This is a genomic window from Lactobacillus sp. M0393 (genome assembly GCF_016102025.1).
Classification (GTDB): domain Bacteria; phylum Bacillota; class Bacilli; order Lactobacillales; family Lactobacillaceae; genus Lactobacillus; species Lactobacillus melliventris.
The window spans coordinates 19,873-39,885 of sequence record NZ_JACFPK010000008.1; the positions used below are offsets into that span (position 1 = coordinate 19,873).

21 protein-coding genes are annotated in these 20,013 nt (G+C 33.6%); 19 read left to right on the forward strand and 2 right to left on the reverse strand.

Annotated elements, in window-relative coordinates; translation table 11 throughout:
* Positions 1 to 60 precede the first annotated feature (60 nt).
* Positions 61 to 1,023: a D-2-hydroxyacid dehydrogenase gene (locus tag H3R29_RS07765; RefSeq protein WP_198203021.1), complete on the reverse strand. Its 963-nt coding sequence runs from the start codon at positions 1,021 to 1,023 to the stop codon at positions 61 to 63.
* An 800-nt stretch (positions 1,024 to 1,823) separates the two neighbouring features.
* Here H3R29_RS07765 and H3R29_RS07770 point away from each other — a divergent pair.
* From H3R29_RS07770 to lacB, 4 genes are all read left to right on the forward strand, one after another.
* Positions 1,824 to 2,753, forward strand: a complete 930-nt coding sequence (locus tag H3R29_RS07770) for a phosphate/phosphite/phosphonate ABC transporter substrate-binding protein (protein WP_198203020.1) — start codon at positions 1,824 to 1,826, stop codon at positions 2,751 to 2,753.
* A 292-nt stretch (positions 2,754 to 3,045) separates the two neighbouring features.
* Complete coding sequence (locus H3R29_RS07775) at positions 3,046 to 3,801, forward strand: DeoR/GlpR family DNA-binding transcription regulator (RefSeq protein WP_110445648.1); 756 nt, start codon at positions 3,046 to 3,048, stop codon at positions 3,799 to 3,801.
* A 20-nt stretch (positions 3,802 to 3,821) separates the two neighbouring features.
* Positions 3,822 to 4,250, forward strand: a complete 429-nt coding sequence (gene lacA, locus H3R29_RS07780; protein WP_110445649.1) for a galactose-6-phosphate isomerase subunit LacA — start codon at positions 3,822 to 3,824, stop codon at positions 4,248 to 4,250.
* Between the two features lie 12 nt (positions 4,251 to 4,262).
* On the forward strand, positions 4,263 to 4,838 hold the full coding sequence (gene lacB / locus H3R29_RS07785; RefSeq protein ID WP_198203019.1) for a galactose-6-phosphate isomerase subunit LacB: 576 nt from the start codon (positions 4,263 to 4,265) through the stop codon (positions 4,836 to 4,838).
* Between the two features lie 295 nt (positions 4,839 to 5,133).
* Here lacB and H3R29_RS07790 read toward each other — a convergent pair whose 3' ends face one another.
* Positions 5,134 to 5,784, reverse strand: coding sequence for a bifunctional 2-keto-4-hydroxyglutarate aldolase/2-keto-3-deoxy-6-phosphogluconate aldolase (locus H3R29_RS07790; protein ID WP_046324397.1), 651 nt, complete (start codon positions 5,782 to 5,784; stop codon positions 5,134 to 5,136).
* Between the two features lie 101 nt (positions 5,785 to 5,885).
* Between H3R29_RS07790 and H3R29_RS07795 the strand changes: the two genes are divergently transcribed.
* From H3R29_RS07795 to H3R29_RS07865, 15 genes are all read left to right on the forward strand, one after another.
* Positions 5,886 to 6,638, forward strand: coding sequence for an IclR family transcriptional regulator (locus H3R29_RS07795; protein WP_198203018.1), 753 nt, complete (start codon positions 5,886 to 5,888; stop codon positions 6,636 to 6,638).
* A 91-nt stretch (positions 6,639 to 6,729) separates the two neighbouring features.
* Positions 6,730 to 7,908: a glycoside hydrolase family 88 protein gene (locus H3R29_RS07800; protein ID WP_198203017.1), complete on the forward strand. Its 1,179-nt coding sequence runs from the start codon at positions 6,730 to 6,732 to the stop codon at positions 7,906 to 7,908.
* Positions 7,909 to 7,923: 15 nt separating this feature from the next.
* Entirely contained in the window at positions 7,924 to 8,433 is a 510-nt protein-coding gene (locus tag H3R29_RS07805) for a PTS sugar transporter subunit IIB (protein WP_198203016.1), read from the forward strand.
* A 2-nt stretch (positions 8,434 to 8,435) separates the two neighbouring features.
* Positions 8,436 to 9,218, forward strand: a complete 783-nt coding sequence (locus tag H3R29_RS07810; protein ID WP_198203015.1) for a PTS sugar transporter subunit IIC — start codon at positions 8,436 to 8,438, stop codon at positions 9,216 to 9,218.
* Entirely contained in the window at positions 9,208 to 10,023 is an 816-nt protein-coding gene (locus tag H3R29_RS07815) for a PTS system mannose/fructose/sorbose family transporter subunit IID (protein ID WP_046324402.1), read from the forward strand. Before H3R29_RS07810 ends, H3R29_RS07815 begins: the two co-directional genes overlap by 11 nt.
* An 11-nt stretch (positions 10,024 to 10,034) precedes the next feature.
* A complete protein-coding gene (locus H3R29_RS07820; RefSeq protein WP_198203014.1) occupies positions 10,035 to 10,463 on the forward strand; it encodes a PTS sugar transporter subunit IIA in 429 nt (142 codons plus the stop codon).
* Between the two features lie 2 nt (positions 10,464 to 10,465).
* Entirely contained in the window at positions 10,466 to 10,753 is a 288-nt protein-coding gene (gene yajC, locus H3R29_RS07825) for a preprotein translocase subunit YajC (protein ID WP_046324404.1), read from the forward strand.
* Positions 10,740 to 12,629, forward strand: coding sequence for a heparinase II/III family protein (locus H3R29_RS07830; protein WP_198203013.1), 1,890 nt, complete (start codon positions 10,740 to 10,742; stop codon positions 12,627 to 12,629). The genes yajC and H3R29_RS07830 overlap by 14 nt, the downstream gene beginning before the upstream one ends.
* Before the next feature lie 28 nt (positions 12,630 to 12,657).
* Positions 12,658 to 14,235 (forward strand): hypothetical protein, encoded by a 1,578-nt coding sequence (locus H3R29_RS07835; protein ID WP_198203012.1) that lies wholly within the window; start codon positions 12,658 to 12,660, stop codon positions 14,233 to 14,235.
* A 17-nt stretch (positions 14,236 to 14,252) separates the two neighbouring features.
* Entirely contained in the window at positions 14,253 to 15,098 is an 846-nt protein-coding gene (gene kduI / locus H3R29_RS07840) for a 5-dehydro-4-deoxy-D-glucuronate isomerase (protein WP_370567396.1), read from the forward strand.
* An 11-nt stretch (positions 15,099 to 15,109) separates the two neighbouring features.
* Positions 15,110 to 15,925, forward strand: coding sequence for a 2-dehydro-3-deoxy-D-gluconate 5-dehydrogenase KduD (gene kduD / locus H3R29_RS07845; RefSeq protein WP_046324407.1), 816 nt, complete (start codon positions 15,110 to 15,112; stop codon positions 15,923 to 15,925).
* A gap of 46 nt (positions 15,926 to 15,971) precedes the next feature.
* A complete protein-coding gene (locus H3R29_RS07850; protein ID WP_046324408.1) occupies positions 15,972 to 16,946 on the forward strand; it encodes a sugar kinase in 975 nt (324 codons plus the stop codon).
* Positions 16,937 to 17,734 (forward strand): hypothetical protein, encoded by a 798-nt coding sequence (locus H3R29_RS07855; protein ID WP_046324409.1) that lies wholly within the window; start codon positions 16,937 to 16,939, stop codon positions 17,732 to 17,734. Before H3R29_RS07850 ends, H3R29_RS07855 begins: the two co-directional genes overlap by 10 nt.
* 280 nt (positions 17,735 to 18,014) lie before the next feature.
* Entirely contained in the window at positions 18,015 to 18,731 is a 717-nt protein-coding gene (locus H3R29_RS07860; protein ID WP_198203011.1) for a GntR family transcriptional regulator, read from the forward strand.
* Positions 18,732 to 18,754: 23 nt separating this feature from the next.
* Complete coding sequence (locus H3R29_RS07865; protein ID WP_198203010.1) at positions 18,755 to 19,921, forward strand: SIS domain-containing protein; 1,167 nt, start codon at positions 18,755 to 18,757, stop codon at positions 19,919 to 19,921.
* The last annotated feature ends 92 nt before the right edge of the window (positions 19,922 to 20,013 follow it).

Genomic DNA, 20,013 nt, shown 5'->3' on the forward strand with positions numbered 1-20,013 from the left:
ATTTTTAAGAATAAAAAAGCCAGTAACTCAATCAAGATTACTGGCTTTTGACTATGATATTTAATTTACAACGTTTAATTTTTCACCTTTTAGAAATGCCTGCAGATTTTCAACGACAATACCCAGCAAACGATTGCGGGTTTCGCGCGGTGCCCAAGCAATATGAGGGGTAATGTAACAGTTCTTAGCAGAAAGAAGTGGACTGTCAGCAGGAATAGGCTCTTTTTGGGCAACGTCAATTCCCGCTGCAGCAATCTTACCTTCATTTAAAGCATCGGCGACGTCTTCTTCATTAATTAAACCGCCGCGAGCAGTATTAATTAAAATGACGTCGTCCTTCATTTGACTAATTGCCCCTTGATTAATCATTTCCGTAGTTTCTGGAGTTTGTGGCACGTGTAAACTGACGATATCTGCTTTTTGATAAAGTTCGTCAAGTTCAACCTGCTTAACGTAATCCGGTAAATCTGATTTTGGCCGATGGTTCCAAAAAATTATATTCATAGAAAAAGCATGACCGATTTCTGCCACTTTTTTAGCTATGTTGCCAAAGCCAATTAATCCTAAAGTTTTACCGTTTAGTTCCATTAACGGTTTTGCCCAAAAAGTAAAATCAGGGTTGCTGCTCCAGCGACCTTCATGGACTAATTTGTTATGTAAGCCAACTTGACTGGTAATTTCAAGTAGCAAAGCAAAAGTAAATTGCGCAACGGCATCAGTACCATAAGTAGGGATGTTAGTTACAGGAATGCCAGCTTTACGAGCTGCATTGGTGTCAACAATGTTATAACCAGTAGCAGTCACACCAATATATTTAATGTTGGGTGCCATTTTTAGCACTTTTTCGTCAAGGGGCGTTTTGTTAGTCAAAACAATTTCTGCGTCTCCAATACGTTTCAAAATTTTAGTATCATCGTCAACTGGTGTCCGATCATAAAATTTGCATTCACCTAATTGTTCAAGTGCTGACCAATCTAAATCACCAGGATTCAAGGCATAGCTATCTAAATTAACAATTTTCATATTTTTGACCTCATATTAATATATCTGTACTTCTTAAGTTTACTACATATTTTACGCATATCGATAAATTGTAGGACAATCAATAAGGAAGAAGTTGAGAGGTAATAATGACTGTATTTCTATCCTTATTAATTTTGCTACCTTATATTAAGTTGAATATTACAAACTTAAATAATTTTATTTTAGTTAGTTTTTAAAGAAGCTATGAATGAAAGGCTTAATATGCCAAATAATAGCTAAAATTAAAATTTGACATTTAATATATAGATTGATTTTGGACGTAAAAGTTATCCATCCTTTAGAAAATTAAATCATTGAATTGAATGCCATAAGCAAAAAGTTTTGAGTCCAGTTACCAATTAAATTAACTTGTTGTATCTTAAGATCATTGAAATAGCAGAATTTAAATAAAAAAATATAATTTGGAGTATTTTCAGAAATTCAGAATATTTGAAATAAACATGAGCAGTATATAGTATTGATACATGAAAATATCTTTTGATTAATAAAGCGCTTTCTTTTTTAAATGAATAAAAGAACAATTTTTTAAAGAAAAACATCTGTTATAACTCTTAATATTGTGCTATTATTTTTATATAATAAGAAAGAGAGGTAGTTTTCTTCATATGCATGTATTAACTCAAATTGATGAGCCTTTTGCAATGGGGAAAGTGCGGCTTTCTTATCTATATAAATTGTTGCTGCTGTTTTTTAATATGATCAATAATAGACTTAGCTTGATACATTAGTATTATGCTAAGTCTTTTTTGATTGCAATATTTCCAGATTAGGAGGAAATCATGCCAAAATTTAAAAAGTTTTTAGTTGGTGCTATTGCAGTTTTAGGTACAGCTCTACTTGCCGGATGTTCTAATTCAGCTAAAAAGCAAGCTAATAGTGGTACACCAAAGTCTCTCAACGTACAGTTCGTACCCAGCGTTTCTGCGAATACGCTAGAAACTAAGGCAAAGCCATTAGAAAAAATGTTATCCAAGCGTCTGGGAATCCCAGTTCATGTTTCAGTTTCAACAAGTGGTAATGCATTGGTAGAAGCAATGAAGTCTAAAAAAGTAGATGTTGGCTTTTTACCAGGGGATGACTATGTGCAGGCTCATAAACAGCATGCAGCTGATGTTTTATTACAGTCAGAGCGTTTTGGCTTAAGCAGACCGGACGGCAACTGGACTAAAAAACTAGTTCATACTTTCCATTCCGAGATTTTAGTTAGAAAGGACTCTGGCATTAAGAGTTGGAAGGATCTTAAAGGTAAGAAAATTTCAATTCAAAGCCCAACCTCAACATCTGGTTATATTTTCCCAATTGCTGAGTTAAAGCAAAAGGGATTCGATGTTCCTCGTAGCTGCAAATTAGTTACTACCACCGGACACGATCAAGCCGTACTTAATGTCTTAAATAAAGACACTGATGCAGCTTTTGTTTTTGAAGATGCCCGCAACAATGTAATCAAGGATAATCCTAAGATTAAGTCTCAAGTAGTGCCAATTTACTATACTCGTGCTATCCCCAATGACACTATTTCAGTTATTCCTAGTTTGTCAAAATCCTTCCGGGAAAAATTAGCTAACGCATTTATTGCAATTGGCAAATCTAAAGAAGGTAAGAAAGTAATTGAACGTGTTTACTCACATGAAGGATATGTCAAAGCCAAAGATAGTGACTATGACACTGTGCGCAAATATGAAAAAATTTCTCAGTCAATTTCTAAATAGTCAGATTATTAATTAATAGTAAATGCATCTTTTCAGTTAAAAGTGAAATAGATGCATTTTTTGTGGATGAAATATAAACTAAATTCAGATAAAAATAAGTTTTTTTAATAATTGCGATCTTAATTTTGTGAAAAAGCTCCAAATTGTTTTAATTAACTTAAATGTAAATTGCAACCTTTTTAGTTCAGACTATAGCTATCGAACAATTTCAAACATTGACAAACAAAAGCTAACAACTATAATAAAAATGGACTAAGTTAGTTGCTTAATCTAGTTAAGAAGTAGGTTACTAATGTTAAAGAGTGAAAGACTGAAAACTATCTTACAAGTAGTAAAAACTCAGAAATTTGTTACAGTTGATGAATTGGCACGGGCTTTAAAAGTTTCGGATATGACAATTAGAAGGGATCTCAATGAATTGCATAAAGCAAATAAAATTTTGCGCATTCATGGTGGTGCTCAGTTATTATCTGATCAGATTCGGACCGAAAAAAGCTACCAGCAAAAACGGGAAATTCATAGTAAAGAAAAGTATGAAGTAGCTAAAAGAGCTTGTAACTTAATCCACGAAAATGACTCAATTTATGTCGGCCCGGGAACAACGTTAGAGTTACTTGTTGCTAACCTAAAAGTTAAGCATTTGAGAATAGTTACTAATTCATTACCAGTATTTGAAGCTGCAAAAGATAATATGAATGACTATGACTTGATTATGGTTGGCGGCTCATATAGAAGAATAAGTGGAGCTTTTGTGGGTGCTTTAGCTAACAATGAGTTAAAAACTATGTCTTTTTCTGTTGGTTTTGTCGGCGTTAATGGCATTAATGATACTTCTTTGACAACTGCTAACTTAGAGGAGGGTCAAACCGAAGGTATTGGATTAGACCGTTCTCAAATAAAATTTGTTGTTGCTGATTATACAAAGTTGGATCACAGTGATTTTCACCAATTTTACGATTTGCGCAATGTGGATGGACTAATTACTAACCATGGAATTGAACCTGAGTTGGAAAAGCATTACAGCCAGTTTACGACTATATATAAATAGTTTTGAGAGGAGATTTGACTATGAAGGTTGTCATTGGTAGTGACAAGGCAGGTTTTGCTTTAAAGGAAAAAGTAAAACAATACTTGCAAGCACACCATTATGATGTTTTGGATGTTACGCCGGAAGCCGCAGAGGACTTTGTTGAATCGAGTTTAAAGGTGACTCACGAAGTCTTAGATAATGGTATCAAAAAGGCCATTATGTTTGACGAATACGGTGTAGGCTCAGCTATGGCTTCAAATAAAGTTAAGGGCATGGTTACAGCAAACGTCAATGAAGAAAGAACTGCACATATGACCGCTATGCACAATGGTGCAAAGGCAATTGCGTTAGGTAGTGGCATCGTAGGCGAAAAACTAGCTTATTCAATTGTGCAGCATTACCTAGATACAGAATATGCTGGCGGACGCCATCAGGTTCGTCTGAATATGCTTGAAGAAATGATTTAAGGAGGCTTACTAATGTTAGATAATGATAGACCACAACCAGAATTTGTTGATCCTAAAGTTGACAAGCATACTGTTATTGCCTTAGGAAACGATCATATTGTAACCTCTGTTAAAATGGCCATTTCTGATCATTTAAAAGAAGAAGGATACCAAGTCATTGATGAAGGTACTCATGACAATACTAGAACTCACTACCCAATCTATGGTAAACGCGTAGCTGAAGATGTTGCCGATGGTCGTGCAGATTTAGGTATTGTTCTTTGTGGTACTGGTATCGGCATTTCTACTGCTGCTGATAAAAACGAGGGAGTTCGTGCAGCAATGGTAGGCGATGTTGCCCAAGCCGAATATGCTCGGCGTGAATTAAATGCCAATATACTAGGTTTTGGTGGTATTGTTTTAGGGCGCGACTTTATTTTTTACATTGTCGATTCATTCTTGAATGCTAAATATGAGTCTACCCCAGAAAGACAAAATTTAATTGCCAAAATAGACGGTATTGCTAAACCAAATCCTGATCAAAAGGATAATGTACACTTCTTTGATGAAGAAAATAAGAAGTGGGCTGAAGGCGTGTACCACGACTAACAGCTAAATAATAATCTAAAAATTTAAAGTTTTAATCGCACACAAAAACCATGACTTAAAAAAGTCATGGCTTTTATTTTGCTTAAGAAATTAATAGTGAATGTAAATCAAAAATGCGTAGTGCTAAAAAGTACAATATGATACTATTAAAGTTTTCAAATCGAATTATTTTGATTTTAGTAGTAGGACTAAATTTTTACAAGTAGTTTTTGTAGTTTAAATAGATATTAAAAATATATTGTTAATAATTTACCTACTCTTTGCTAGTTTAAATATTAATGTCAATTAAAATGTTTTATAATTTGATTGGACTATTATATTTTAATTTTGAAACATATTGTCTGGCATTTTCTTCTACCTGATCAAAGTTACCATTTGCTCCTGGACTTACAAGGTTACTGCCAATTCCCACTGCTGCAACGCCTGCTTTTACCCAGTCTGAAATATTATCTAAGTTAACTCCGCCAGTAGGCATTAAATTAGCATTAGGAATTGGTCCCAAAATACTCTTGATAAACTTAGGACCAAGAACATTACCTGGAAATACTTTGATTATATCAGAACCATATGATAATGCTGTTGTTATTTCTGTAGTGGTCATACAACCGGGGATGTATGGCCTTTGATATAAATTAGCAATAAGAGCAATTTCTTTGTTAAAGTTTGGTCCCACAATAAAGTCTGCGCCTGCTAAAATAGCTAAGCGTGCGGAAACTTCGTCTAAAATTGTGCCAGCACCAATTATTACATCATTTTGATATTTTTCTTTTAATTTTTTTATTACGCTATCAGCAGAAGGAACGGTAAAAGTTAGCTCGATGGTTTTAATTCCACCCTTAATGCATGCAGCAGCGTCGTTAAAGGCTTCATCAGCAGAAGCACCTCTAATGACTGCGACTAAAAAATTATGATTAATTGATTTTAAAATATTTATTTTTTTATCCATTTTATTGTCCTGTTTCCAAATAATAAATTATAATTACAAATAATAAATTCAAATTGAGTATAACGCTTGCAGTTTTTTTAATCAAGAAAGGAAAATAAATTATGACAGATAAACTTTATGGTACTGTTCTTCTCAAAGCGAAAAAGATAATGGATGTGCTTTCTGCATCAGAGACAAGCTTGACTTTAGAGCAAATTTCTAGTGCAGCAGGAATACCTAAGCCAACGACATTTAAAATATTGACTACCTTGGACTACATTAATTTTGTAAGAAAAGATCAATCTGAGAGAAAATATTCTTTAGGAACAAATTTAATTGGTTATGGCAGTAAAGCTATGAGTGGCTTTGATATAGTTTCTATTGCAGAACCATATTTGATTGAATTAAATAAAGTAACAAGTGAAACTGTTAATTTAGGAATTGAGGAGCATTCTCAAATTGTACTGTTAAAGAAAATTGATAGTCCTCAGCCAGTTAACTTAAATTCAAAAGTTGGAGGAACCCTTGAACTTTATTCTTCTGCTATGGGTAAAGCAATATTAGCAACTAAATCAGAAAGAGAGCTTGATCAATACTTTTCAAGCGTTGAGTTGAGGCCAAGTACACCAAATACAATTACAAGCATTGCTAAATTAAAAAAGCAGATCGAAGAGGTCAAAAAAACAGGATATGCAATTGATAATCAGGAAAATCAAGCAGAAGTAGTTTGTGTTGGGGCAGCGATTCAGAAATACGGCAAGGTTTTTGGGGCAATAAGTGTAAGTACGCCAAATTACCGTTTGGACGAGCTATTGTTTAGTGACTTGAAAAAGCTTGTTAAATCAGCAGTTGATCAAATTAATCAAATTATTTAAAAAAAATACTTGTAAAATCGCTTACATTGTATTATATTTTATTTGTTTGGATAAATAAGAAATATAATTTCTTATATGGAAAGGAAAAGCAATGTATGAAGACTTAACAAAAAAAGTTATTACCCTTGATCAAAAAACCTTTTTAAGCAAACAAGAGATTGAAGCTGCGATAAACACAGCAGTGAAGCAAATTAACCTGAATATCAAGTTTTTCGACAATCTTTATCCAGCTCCAGCTACCTCTAAAGGGATTTATCGCAAAATTACCAATACTGAATGGACAAATGGTTTTTGGACTGGAATTTTGTGGCTAGCTTTTCAGTATACACAAGATCCTAAATATAAAAGAATTGCGAAAAAAAACGTTGACTCATTTGAAAAAAGAATTAGTCAAAAGATTGCAGTAAATCATCATGACTTAGGATTTTTATATACGACTTCGGTAGTTAGTGATTTTAAAATTACTGGAAGTGAAAACGCCAGACAAATAGCCTTGAAGGCTGCTGATTGCCTGGTCTCAAGGTTTCAACCTAATGGTGGATTTATTCAAGCTTGGGGTGATCTAAATGATAACAATGAATATAGACTAATCATTGATTCTTTAATGAACATTCCTTTACTTTATTGGGCTGAACAGGTCACACGGAATTCTAAATACGGTAAAATTGCTGATCAACATTACCAAAATGTTATTAATACTGTTATTAGGGATAATGGTTCAACTTATCATACATATTACTTTGATAAACAAAATGGTAGACCTTTAAAAGGTATGACCAAACAAGGATATAGTGATGATTCAAGTTGGGCCAGAGGACAAGCCTGGGCCGTTTATGGTATTCCTTTACACTATAAATATCGTCACAAACAGGAAGATTTTAAACTTTTTAGAGGCGTAACTAACTATTTTTTAAATAGGTTGCCTAAGGATTTTATTCCGTACTGGGATTTGATCTTTAATGATGGTGATAATCAACCTAAAGATTCTTCATCTGGTGCTATAGCAATTTGTGGAATTGCTGAAATGCTAAAACATTTACCTGAATCTTTTAGCAACAAGTACGAATATGTATTGTTACTGCATAAAATGTTGAGATCTTTAATTGATAATTATGCAAATAATGATTTGAAGCCTGGTGCACCATTACTAAATCATGGTGTGTACTCTTGGCATTCAGGTAAAGGAGTTGATGAAGGAAATATTTGGGGAGACTATTTTTATTTTGAAGCACTTATGAGATTTTATGAAGACTGGAAAGTATTTTGGTAGAAAAGGGCGAAAGAAATGACGAATCCAAATATTGTAGCTGTCCGTTTGGATGAAAGATTAATTCATGGCCAGGGTAGATTATGGATTTCTAATTTAGGAGTTAATTTGGTCATAGTTGCAAATGATGAAGTTGCTAAAAGTTCAATTCAGCAAACTCTGATGAAGTCACTATTACCTGACTCAATTGGGGTTAGATTTTTCACAATTGCAGAAACTATTGACAAGATTTTTAAGGCGGCACCTCAACAGTCAATTTTTATAATTGTTAAAACTGCGGCTGACACGTTAAAACTAGTTGAAGGAGGCGTACCAATTAAGAAATTAAATGTGGGAAACATTCATTTTAAAGATGGAAAAACTAAAGTTACAAATTATATTTCGGTAGATAAGGAAGATATGACGGCTTTTAAAACAATGAGAGATAAATATCAAATTGATTTTAATACCCGTGTAACTCCGATTGGAAACGAAGTAGGATCAGACTTTAATTTAAATAAATATGTTGATGATTGGAAAGAAGAATAAATATGAACTTTACCGTTTGGCAAGCTATATTGGTAGGTTTATGGGCCGCATTTTGTTTTGCAGGACAAGTTTGGGGCACTTACACAAATAGGGCTTTGTTTATATCATTTGGTGTTGGCCTCATTTTAGGAGACTTAAAGACAGCAGTTATTTTTGGTGCTACAGCTGAATTAGCATTTATGGGCTTTGGTGTTGGGCCTGGAGGTTCTACTCCACCTAATCCGCTTGGACCTGGTATTGTAGGTTCAATTTTAGCAATTTCTATGCATAAATTATCGCCAAGTGCAGCATTAACTCTGTCATATCCATTTGCTATGTTAGTACCATTTATTATCACTTTGATTTTCACGATTAACTCAGGTTCAATGGCTTCTGCTAAAAAAGCCGTTAGTGAAGGAAAATATCATAAGTTCAATATTATGTCTAATTTAACTTTGTGGGAATTTATGTTATTTGCTTTTCTGTTTGGACTAGCAGCTACATTAAGTACATCAGCTTTAAGAGCATTTGTTATGATGATTCCTCAATGGTTGATGAATGGATTGACAGTTGTCGGTGGTTTGCTTCCAGCTGTTGGTTTTGCTCTTATCATGAGTACCATGCTTAAAAAAGAATATATACCAGCTATTATAGTTGGATATATCTGCGTTGCTTACCTTAAGATGCCGGTTATTGGTCTTGCATTTGTAGGTGTAGCCTTAGCATTTAACAATTACTTCAATCGTAAAAAATCTGGTAGTAATCATCAAGAGCAAAACAATGGAGGTGTAGAAAATGGCATCTAGGAAACCAGTTTTAACTAAAAAAGATTATGCCATATCTATTTTAAGATCATATTATCTGCAAAATGTCCAGAACTACGGCAATATGCAGGGAACAGGAGTTTTAAAATCTATTTGGCCAGAATTGCATAAAATCTATCAGGATGATGAACAAGAGTTTAGACGTGTAGCTATTTCTAACTTAGAGTTTTATAACACTAACCCACAACCTTATCCTTTTGTTACCAGCATTATGCTGGCTATGTATGATAGTGGTCAAAGTGAAAGTGATGTGCAAGCAATTAAGATGGCTTTAATGGGACCTTTGGCGGGTATCGGTGATGCGTTATCACAATTTGCCTTGGCACCATTGTTTTCAACTATATTTGCCTCACTTGCTTTACAAGGCATTATATATGCACCATTAATGTTCTTTGCCTGCTTATTTGGAATTACATTTGGTGTTAGATGCTTAATGGGTTACTTGGGCTGGAAAGTCGGTACTAGTATCATTGATACTTTGAGTGACAAGATGGCTGTTATAGCTGATATTGCCAGTACAATTGGTCTGACAGTTATTGCCGGGTTATCTGTTTCATTTGTTAAAGTAAATTTAGGCTTAAAATATTCTGCTGTAATCAAAGGTAAGACCCAACTAGTAACAGTGCAGGCATTTTTAGACAAAATCATGCCGTACCTATTGCCTGTATTACTAATTTACTTTGTTTATTGGTTAATTACCAAGAAAAAGTGGACAGTTTATAAGATTATACTTTTACTTTTAGTCTTAGGAATTGCACTTTCAGCCATGGGCATATTAGTTCCTTGAGGTAAATAGTTATGAAATATGATGTATGTATCATAGGACATGGTAATTTTCCTTCGGGCCTTAAATCGGCTGTCAAATTAATTGCAGGAACTTGTGATAGAATCACCTGCTTTAATTTAAATGAAGAAACTACTCATGAGCAATTTGAGCAAGATGTTGATCACTATATTCAATTACATACGAATGTAATTTTCTTTGCTGATATGGTTGGCGGTGCACCATACCAAATCGTAGCTAAAAAAGTTTTATTACAAAATGATGTACACAAATTTATAGTAGCTGGTGTTTCTTTAAATTTAGTTTTGGATATATATTTGAAAAACATGTCTGAGCAGTTGAACACTCAAAATATTGACAAAGAAATTAAGCACGTAATTAATGAATCAAAATCATTAATGAAAGAGATGTCATGTAAACAAGATTTAGAAAAAGAGTCCTAATAGTGAACTGGATCAATATTTTAATAACAATTATGGTAATTATCTTGGTAGTTCTTTATTTTGTTATTATTCCTATTGCCAGAAAAAAAAGCAATGAAAGGAAAAAGGCAGAGATGGATAACTTTTTTGCTTCACTACATGAAGGTGAAAAAGTTATGCTGCTTAGTGGTGTTGTCGGTACCATAAAAAACATAACAAAAAATTATGTTGATTTAAAAGTAACAGATAATGCTGTAGTCAAAGTCAATAAGCACGGGATAGCTTCGAAAATAAAAAATGAAACCAAATAATCTAAAAGAAAAAATAAATTTAAATAGTTTTATTCACGAGGGTAGGATTTCATATGCAAAAGATTATTTAGACAATGCAAAATTATTATTGAATAGCCAATTCCGTTTTCAACATGTTTATGATATGGAACCCAGCCCTGAAGTATATCAATTAAATAGTTGGCAGAAGTCTCCTAATGGTGACCCTGAATGGCTTTATGTTTTAAAACGTCAAGAATATTTACAGGATCTTTTATATTCTTATCTTCGGACAAATGATAGTGAGTATTTATTTCAAATAAAAACCTTTATTTTTGACTGGATACAAAATAATGACGCAGACAAATCAGCGCGTTATAAGACATGGCGCACAATTGATACCGGAATACGGCTGTTAAATTGGTCAAAGCCCCTTAGCTATTTAAACGACAGAAATATCATTAGTTCGGAAGAAGAAAGTCAAATTAATCAATCAGTCAAGTGTCAAGCTAAGTATTTAGAGGATAATTATATTGAAAAGTATGATCTAAGTAATTGGGGAGTACTAATAACCACTGGTATACTAGCCTTTTCTGCTGAACACCCTAATATAATAGATGATCAAATTTCAAATTGGGCCTTGGATAAGTTAATTCAAGAGTTAAAACTGCAAGTAGATGAGACGGGCCTTCAATGGGAGCAATCACCACTGTACTTCATTGAAGTATTTAGAAGCTCATTATCAGTTGTTGCTAGTTTTAAGGCTAATAAAAAGTTTGTTCCTGCAGAAATTACGAATGTATTAAAAAGAATGCTTAAAGCAAGCAAATTTTTAATTAAACCTAATGGCAATCTTTTACAGCAGGGAGATACTGATTCAATTAAAATAGCTGACTTAGTTGCAACAGCAGAATATATTTTAGCTGGCAAATTCAATTCGAATTATAAATATGATTTTTTACTGATTTCTTTGGCAGATAAAGCAGAAATAACTTTAGGCCAAAAAAAATTAGATGAAAATACCTATTTTGATTCGATTACTTCAGGAAACTTTTTCTTTAAAGATACTAATAGCAAGAATTATTGGCACATTTATAATGGTAATTTAGGAAGCGGACACGGTCATGCTTCTTCCGGTCATTTAGACTTGGTAATTAATGATGATGATATATTTCTTGATCCTGGAAGGTATACATATGTCAATTCGCATGAGCGTAGATATTTGAAGTCAGGCTTTTCACATAATGTTATTTTAGTGGATAATACTTTTCCTACTGTACCACTAAATTCTTGGAAGTTTAGTACGGTAGTTTCAAACCAGAGAAATGAAGTAGCCCATTTTAAAACCTTTGACAGTGTCAAATGTACTTATGTGGATAAGAAGATAAATTACATTGTGACAAGGTATTTTATCTGGATTAAGACTGTTGCAGTTATGGTTATTGTGGATATTGTCGAAGATTCTGGCCAGCACTTACAAAGCAATAACTGGATTTTAAATCCAGTATCTCAAGTAAAGGAAATAACACAAAACCAAATTAAAATTAGTATTAACCAAAATGAATACTATTTATTTCATTCTTCAAAACAAGTTGAAATACAAAGGCAATTACTTTCAGATAGATATAATCAGATCCAGCAAACTTCGAAACTGATTATTTCTGATAATTTTAATAATAGTAATGTTTCTTACACTGTAATTGGTAAAAAAGAGGTTATTGCAGGTGTTAACCATGTGGACTCAATGAGGAATGGCAAGGTTGATACAAGCGCTATCCATAACTACGGAATAGTTATTTCTTTGAATGGAAGAAAACCGATAACTGTTAATATTCAACATGAAAATACAATTAAGGGGAATAAGTTATATTTTGTAAATAATATTCCTTTTTATGGCAACATCAGTGTTGAGGAGTAGTTTTAATGTCAAAAAGAGGTGAGCGAAGATGAAAAAAAAGAAAATTTTTTGTTTCATTTTAACATTTGCTATAGCTATTTTAGGAATTGCATTTGCACAGACGAGTGTTAAAGCAACTACTTATTATGTTGATCCTAAAGGATCGGATTCAAATAGCGGCACAAGTAGAAATTATGCGTGGAAAACACTTGCTAAAGTTAATTCTGTTCAATTTGTACCCGGCGATAAAATTCTTTTTAAGAGCGGGGCAGAATGGAACGGTCAGCTTCATCCCAAAGGAAGTGGCAATGAAAATCACCCAATTGAAATAAATAAGTACGGGGGAAAAGAAAAACCTCGTATCAACGGCAATGGTACTTCAAATTATGTTAGAAATTCTGGAACTGTAATGCTTATTAATCAGCATGATTGGGTGATAAGCAACTTAGAAGTTACAAATTATAGTTCACAAGTTTATTCTCAGAGGTCAGGAATTTTAGTTATTAATAACGGAAATACACCAGAAAAAAATATTACAATTGCTAACAATTTTGTCCATGATGTTAATTCTGACACACAGGTAGATCATGCCTGGAAAGTAACTGGTGGAATCATACTGATTGGTATCAATGAAGATCTCAATGGCAAAATAAATAATAATAAGAACTTTGGCTTTCAAAATGTTTCGGTCACAAGTAATCAAGTTAAAAATGTAGCAACAGCTGGAATTAGAAACAAAACTACGATGCTTTATTCTAATGGTTCAGAAAGTTACCCTAAGCTAAATAAAAATATTAGGTATGAAAATAATAAAGTTGACGATGTGTTTGGTGATGGATTAATTATTTCGGAAGTTGCTAGCGACGGTATTGTAAAAAATAATATAGTTAATAAATTTTGTAATGCAAATACTAGTTATAACTACGCTGGACTGTGGGTAATGTCCTCAGACAACGTTGTAGTTGAAAGAAATGAAGTTGCCAACGGAAAATATGGTTCTAATGACGGTACTGCGTTTGATATTGATTTAAACTGCAATAATGTTATTGTCCAACACAATTATTCTCATGATAATGCTCGTGGTACAGTGCTGTTTATGAATTATTCTAAAAACGGGGTATTTCGATATAACGTCAGCGTCAATGATGGTTGGGATAATAATAAATTGATTTCTTATCTACCTAAAGACAATGCTGAAAAAGTGGATATTTATAATAACCTTTTTATTACTAATCCAAATACGGCTGAAATATTTAAAACAAGTTCTAAAAAACGGACTTTGAGGTTTGTAAATAACGTCATTATTTCTAAATCGGAAAAACTAAAAACATTCAATTATGACGACATGACTGGTGATATTAATATTTGTAATAACGCTACTTATGGTTTTAATGATAAGTGGTTCACAAGTGGCGAGAATATTAAATTACAAAATCCCGTACTGGTAGAAAAATTACTTTCTGATATTCAGGATAGTGATTCAGGGATAAATAATTTGAATATCGCTGAGTTATTACAAATATCAGAATTACAGAAAGCTGGTACTACTATAGCAAGTAATATTACAGATTTTGCTGGTAATCCCATTTCAATTAATCCTTCAATTGGACCATTAGAATTTAAGTAATATAAAGAAAGGCTTTTATTTTTATGAAAATGAATATTAATTATGGTCATAACCCTGAAGATATAAAAAACTATTCAACTTCAGAATTAAGAGATCAGTTTTTGGTAGAAAAAGTATTTGAACCCGGAAAAATCAATTTGACCTATACTTTTAATGATCGAATGATTCTTGGCGGAGTAATGCCAACTGATAAGCCATTGGAAATAGTTCTAGATAAGGACTTAGGAGTTGACTACTTTTTGCAAAGACGTGAATTAGGAATTATTAATCTAGGAGGCGATGGTGCATTAGAAATTGATGATCAAAAAGAACAAATGACAAAACATGATGGCTTTTACATTGGTAAAGGAAATAAGCATGTGGTGTTCACTTCTGCTAATCCAAAAGAGCCGGCAAAATATTACGTAGTATCAACACCTGCTCAAAAAACGTATCCTAATAAAAAATTATTATTTAAGAATGCACTTAAGAAACGTTTAGGTGATCAGGAGCATATGAATAAGCGTACTATTTATAAATATATTGATGCCAGCCAGATGGATACCTGCCAATTACAAATGGGGTATACAGTTCTAGATAGTGGCTCAGGCTGGAATACAATGCCTGCGCATACTCACGCCAGACGTATGGAAGCTTATTTATATTGTGAGTTTGCTTCACCAGATACCCGAGTGTTCCACATTTTGGGTAAGCCGCATGAAACTAAGGAAATTGTTATTAGAAATGAACAAGCTGTAATCAATCCTAGCTGGTCAATTCACTGTGGAGTCGGAACAGCAAATTATGCTTTTATCTGGGCTATGGCTGGTGAAAATCAAACTTATGATGATATGGATACAATTCCAATGGAAGATTTAAATTAAAAGAGGACAAAATGGAACAATCAAAAGAAGAAATTAAAAATAACGAAAAAGCATTAGATAAATTTAAGATGAGCTTTTTTGATCTAACAGGAAAGGTTGCCGTTATTACTGGTGGTAATACAGGATTAGGTCAAGGTTATGCCGTTGCTTTAGCAGAAGCAGGAGCCGATATATTTATTCCTACTTTCGGTACACTTGAATGGGATAATACTCGTGCAATGATTGAAAAACGCGGCCGTAAAGTAGAGTTTATGGATGTTGACTTGACTAAGCCAGGCGTTCCTCAACAGGTAATAGATAAAGTACTAGAAACTTTTGGTCATATTGATATTTTAATTAATAATGCAGGTATGATTAGACGTAATCCTTTACTAGAATCAAAAGACGAAGATTGGGACAAAGTTATTAATATTAACTTGAATGCAGTTTACCATATGTCAATGGCAGCAGCTAAGGTAATGGCAAAGCAAAAGTCCGGAAAAATTATAAACATTGGTTCTATGCTATCCTTCCAAGGTGGTAAATTTATACCATCATATACTGCTTCAAAGCATGGGGTTGCAGGACTTACTAAATCTTTTGCTAGTGAGTTAGGTGCTTACAATATTCAGGTTAATGCTATTGCACCAGGCTATATTAAAACAGCTAATACCGCCCCAATTCGTGCTGATAAAGATCGCAACAAGGAAATTCTAGATCGTATTCCAGCTGGTCATTGGGCAGAACCTTCAGAATTGATGGGAGTGGCAGTTTTCTTAGCTAGTGCTGCTTCAAATTATGTCAATGGTATTATTTTACCAGTTGATGGTGGTTATTTAGTAAGATAGGATACTATGAAGCGGCTTAAATGCCGCTTTTTTATTGGTGAAAATAATGGAGTCTCAAAAAAATAAAGTTTTAACGGTAGGTGAGCCAATGATTGTGTTTAGCTCTAGAGACATAGACCAATCATTGATTGATTCTGAGAATTTCACAACGTTTCCTTCTGGTGCAGAGCTAAATGTCGCTGTTGGTCTCGAAAAGTTAGGAATAAAAACGACATATTTATCAAATGTGGGTAAAGATCTTTTAGGCAAAAAAATTGTCAAATTTATGCGAAAGCAAGAAATAGATATAAGATATTTGCGACAGGATGAGGAATGGCCTACGGGATTTTACTTTAAGGAGTTAGTGTCAAAGGGAGATCCGCAAGTTTCATATTGTCGTAAAAATTCTGCTGCTTCACATTTGTGTTGTGCAGACCTGGCAAAAATTAACATTTCAGATTTTCAGGCAGTTCATGTGACAGGTATTTTAGCTGCGTTATCAACTAGTACTTTACATTTAACTGAAAAGATTTTGACTGAAGCTGAAAAACAGGAAGTTATTAGTTTTTTCGATCCTAATATTCGCATGTCTCTTTGGCACGATAAAGAAAAAATGATTAGAGTCCTCAATGATTTATCATTTCAGTCTAAAGTTGTTCTGCCTGGAAGCAATGAGGGAAAAATATTAACTGGTACTTCTGATCCAAAAGAAATTGCTAGTTTTTATTTAAGTAAAAGTGATATCACAAAATTAGTAGTTGTTAAATTAGGAGCTAAAGGTGCCTATTACCAAACTAGCAGCGGTTCTAGTGGATATGTAAAAGGATATCATACAGATAAAATAGTTGATACTGTTGGTGCTGGAGACGGTTTTGCAGTGGGACTAATCTCAGGCTTGATTTCTGGCTTAGAAATAAAGCGATCTGTAAAAAGAGCTTGCGCAATTGGCTCGTTAGCTATTCAGTCTCGTGGTGATAACGATGGCTATCCTAATGTAAGTCAATTAGAACAATTTATGAGGAAAAATAATAAATGCGAATAAAGGTTAGCTTAAAAGATGCAGAAGATAAGGTGTTATTGGAACAAATGCAAGATGATATTACAGTTCTTGTGTTTAAAAAAAGATATCAATTGGGGGATTATTATGAAATTGAATTAGAAAAGCCTAATTCATATATAGTTGTTCAGCTTGATCCTATTTTAAATCCAGCATTAATATATATTCAGGGCAAGCACTGGCGGTATAATATTCCCTTTAATTTTCAACGCTACCCTGCTATGGCAGATGGTTCTTTTGGAGGGATTGCTCATTATGCCTACGTCCGAGAGGCAACAACAGAAGAAATATTAAGAGAACAGAACCTGGCATATAATTCACACGATCAGCACCAAAATAGCGGAGCCTTTCCTCATGTTACTGCCAATGCAGAGACCAGAAATGAAGATGCCTTTTTAGCTAAAAATGTGATTGATGGTTATTTAGCAAATAAAGGACACGGTCGGTTTCCTTTTCAGTCATGGGGAATAGACCAAAGAGATGATGCTGAATTAAAATTAGATTTTGGCCGTGAAGTGTTGGTTAAAAAAATTGGTATTCTTTTGCGTGCGGACTTTCCTCATGATAATTATTGGACTAAAGCAGATATTACGTTTTCTGATGGAGCAACTATAACATTAAATTTAGAAAAGACAGATAAAATTCAGTATTTTTCCGTAGTAAAAAAGAAAAGCAGCTATTTAAAAGTCAACCATTTGTGTAAGGCTGCGAATGGTAGTGAAGCTTTTCCTTCTCTAAGTCAGCTATTGGTGTGGGGAACGAATATCAATTAAATAGTTATTGTATTTCGGCTGATTCATTTTTTCTTTAAATTAATGAATCAATAATAAGTCAAAAACTTATTTACTTGAGTGAAAAATTTGGGGAAAATATTACTTTTAAAAATTAGTTGAATAAATCTAGTTAATACCATTAAGGGTTTTCTCTTAATGGTATTTTTAATCTGATATTTCATTTTTATTATTTATAAAACACTAAAATCAAATTGCAATGAACCGCTTTCTTTGATAAACTTTAAGTGGTATCAACCAGTTAATTGAGGAGGGGGTATTAATGGAAAAACCACTTTATCGACAAGTAATTTTAGACTTAGAAAAACAGATAAAAAATATGAAACCTAATGCCAAATTACCTAGTGAACGACAACTATTGGTTAAATATGGGGTTAGCCGTAATACAGTTAGGTTAGCATTTCTGGATCTTGAAGAACGGGGACTGATTTATCGTCTTCATGGTAAAGGTACTTTTGTTTCAAGTACTTTTCTTAATCAGCCTAATATTGGAGGGATGTACTCTTTTTCAGAAGAATTAAAACGAACTGGTCAGAAGGCTTCAACTAAAAATCAAAGTTTAGACTTGATTATCCCGGATAAAAATATTGCAGCACAGCTAAATTTAGGACCAACAGAAAAAACATACAAGCTTGTACGCTTGCGTCTTGCTAATAATGAGCCGCGAATTTTCAGTACGTCCTATTTACCGGAAAAAATATTCCCTGAACTTGTTATTGATGATTTAAAATCTAAGCCACTCTATACTGTTATGAAAGAAAAATACAACCAAATTAGTGTAATGGCTTTTGAAGATGTTGAAGCGGTTTGTCTTAATTCTGAAGAGAGTAAAAATTTGGCTGAGGAAGTCGGCGCACCGAGTCTAAAAATATTTCGAAAAACTATTAATGATAAAAATGTACCAGTAGAGTTTACAATTTCTTTGGCTAGAGGCGATAAATTCGTTTATCGTTCACGTCAATATAATGATTTATCTTAGTTATATAAGGAAGGAAAATAATTATGTTTTCAAAAACAGATGCAGAATTAGAAAAAATGGGCGCTAAAATTACTACTCGCGAAATTGAACAGCAGCCTGAATTATGGGGACAAACATGGTCAATTTATCAGAATAACAAGGCGAAAATTACCGAATTTTTAGACGAAATAAAGCAAAAATGCGGCAAAGTCAGAGTTATTTTCACTGGTGCCGGTACTAGTGCATATGTTGGGAATACGATTATGCCATATTTACAAAAGCATGGTGACAGAACAAGGTATGACTTTGAAGCTATTGATACTACTAAAATTGTCTCTACTCCGGAAGATTATTTGGCAAAGGATACTCCTACAATTCTGGTATCATTTGCTCGCAGTGGTAACTCACCGGAATCTGTAGCAACTGTAGAGTTAGCTAAAAAGTTAGTTAAAAATTTATATCAAATAGCGATTACTTGTGCACCAGAGGGCCACTTGGCACAAGACTTAAAAGGTGACCCTTCTGGATTAGTTTTATTAATGCCGGAAAAGTCACTAGATCAGGGATTTGCCATGACAGGCTCATTTTCCTGCATGAGCTTAATGGCATTGCTTGTTTTTGATACATTGTCAGATGAGCAAAAAGAGCAGATTGTTAAGCAAATTGCTCAGATGGGTAAAAGCGTCATTGACCGTGAAGATGAAATTCAATCTTTAGTTGATACTGACTTTAATCGTATTGCTTATATAGGAAGTGGCAGTTTAGGAGGTCTTGCTGAAGAAACGCGACTTAAGATTTTGGAATTAACTGCAGGAGAAGTGGCAGCACTATTTGATACATCAATGGGCTTACGTCATGGCCCTAAGTCATTTTTGGACAAAAAGACGATTGTTTTTGATTTTGTTTCAAATAATACTTATACCAGACAATATGATTTGGACATTTTAAACGAAATTAAAGATGACGAAATTGTACCGCTAGTGATGGCCGTGGGGCAGGAGAAAGAAGGACAAAACTTCTCAGGTAAATCATTTACGTTTGCTGAGAAAGAATTGTTGCCAGATGCATATTTGGCTTTACCCGATGTAATGTTTGGTCAAACAATTGCTTTGTTAACCTCAATCAAAGTTAATAATAAGCCGGATACACCTTCTCCAACAGGCACGGTTAATCGTGTAGTTAAAGGAGTCACAATTCACGAATTTCATTAGTATGCTTTTGTTGTTATTGAAAAAAGTATAATTATGTTTTCAAAAAAAGGCATTTTAAATATGCCAAAATATATATTGACAAAAATTGGTTG

What these genes read in the sequence shown, in the direction of transcription:
- H3R29_RS07775 (WP_110445648.1), top strand. Translation starts at nt 3,046, where the DNA reads ATGTTAAAGAGTGAAAGACTGAAAACTATCTTACAAGTAGTAAAAACT.
- H3R29_RS07860 (WP_198203011.1), top strand. Translation starts at nt 18,015, where the DNA reads ATGGAAAAACCACTTTATCGACAAGTAATTTTAGACTTAGAAAAACAG.
- H3R29_RS07770 (WP_198203020.1), top strand. Translation starts at nt 1,824, where the DNA reads ATGCCAAAATTTAAAAAGTTTTTAGTTGGTGCTATTGCAGTTTTAGGT.
- H3R29_RS07790 (WP_046324397.1), bottom strand. Translation starts at nt 5,784, where the DNA reads ATGGATAAAAAAATAAATATTTTAAAATCAATTAATCATAATTTTTTA.
- H3R29_RS07855 (WP_046324409.1), top strand. Translation starts at nt 16,937, where the DNA reads ATGCGAATAAAGGTTAGCTTAAAAGATGCAGAAGATAAGGTGTTATTG.
- H3R29_RS07815 (WP_046324402.1), top strand. Translation starts at nt 9,208, where the DNA reads ATGGCATCTAGGAAACCAGTTTTAACTAAAAAAGATTATGCCATATCT.
- H3R29_RS07850 (WP_046324408.1), top strand. Translation starts at nt 15,972, where the DNA reads ATGGAGTCTCAAAAAAATAAAGTTTTAACGGTAGGTGAGCCAATGATT.
- H3R29_RS07835 (WP_198203012.1), top strand. Translation starts at nt 12,658, where the DNA reads ATGAAAAAAAAGAAAATTTTTTGTTTCATTTTAACATTTGCTATAGCT.
- H3R29_RS07765 (WP_198203021.1), bottom strand. Translation starts at nt 1,023, where the DNA reads ATGAAAATTGTTAATTTAGATAGCTATGCCTTGAATCCTGGTGATTTA.
- lacB (WP_198203019.1), top strand. Translation starts at nt 4,263, where the DNA reads ATGTTAGATAATGATAGACCACAACCAGAATTTGTTGATCCTAAAGTT.
- H3R29_RS07805 (WP_198203016.1), top strand. Translation starts at nt 7,924, where the DNA reads ATGACGAATCCAAATATTGTAGCTGTCCGTTTGGATGAAAGATTAATT.
- H3R29_RS07820 (WP_198203014.1), top strand. Translation starts at nt 10,035, where the DNA reads ATGAAATATGATGTATGTATCATAGGACATGGTAATTTTCCTTCGGGC.
- H3R29_RS07830 (WP_198203013.1), top strand. Translation starts at nt 10,740, where the DNA reads ATGAAACCAAATAATCTAAAAGAAAAAATAAATTTAAATAGTTTTATT.
- H3R29_RS07800 (WP_198203017.1), top strand. Translation starts at nt 6,730, where the DNA reads ATGTATGAAGACTTAACAAAAAAAGTTATTACCCTTGATCAAAAAACC.
- H3R29_RS07795 (WP_198203018.1), top strand. Translation starts at nt 5,886, where the DNA reads ATGACAGATAAACTTTATGGTACTGTTCTTCTCAAAGCGAAAAAGATA.
- H3R29_RS07810 (WP_198203015.1), top strand. Translation starts at nt 8,436, where the DNA reads ATGAACTTTACCGTTTGGCAAGCTATATTGGTAGGTTTATGGGCCGCA.
- lacA (WP_110445649.1), top strand. Translation starts at nt 3,822, where the DNA reads ATGAAGGTTGTCATTGGTAGTGACAAGGCAGGTTTTGCTTTAAAGGAA.
- kduD (WP_046324407.1), top strand. Translation starts at nt 15,110, where the DNA reads ATGGAACAATCAAAAGAAGAAATTAAAAATAACGAAAAAGCATTAGAT.
- H3R29_RS07865 (WP_198203010.1), top strand. Translation starts at nt 18,755, where the DNA reads ATGTTTTCAAAAACAGATGCAGAATTAGAAAAAATGGGCGCTAAAATT.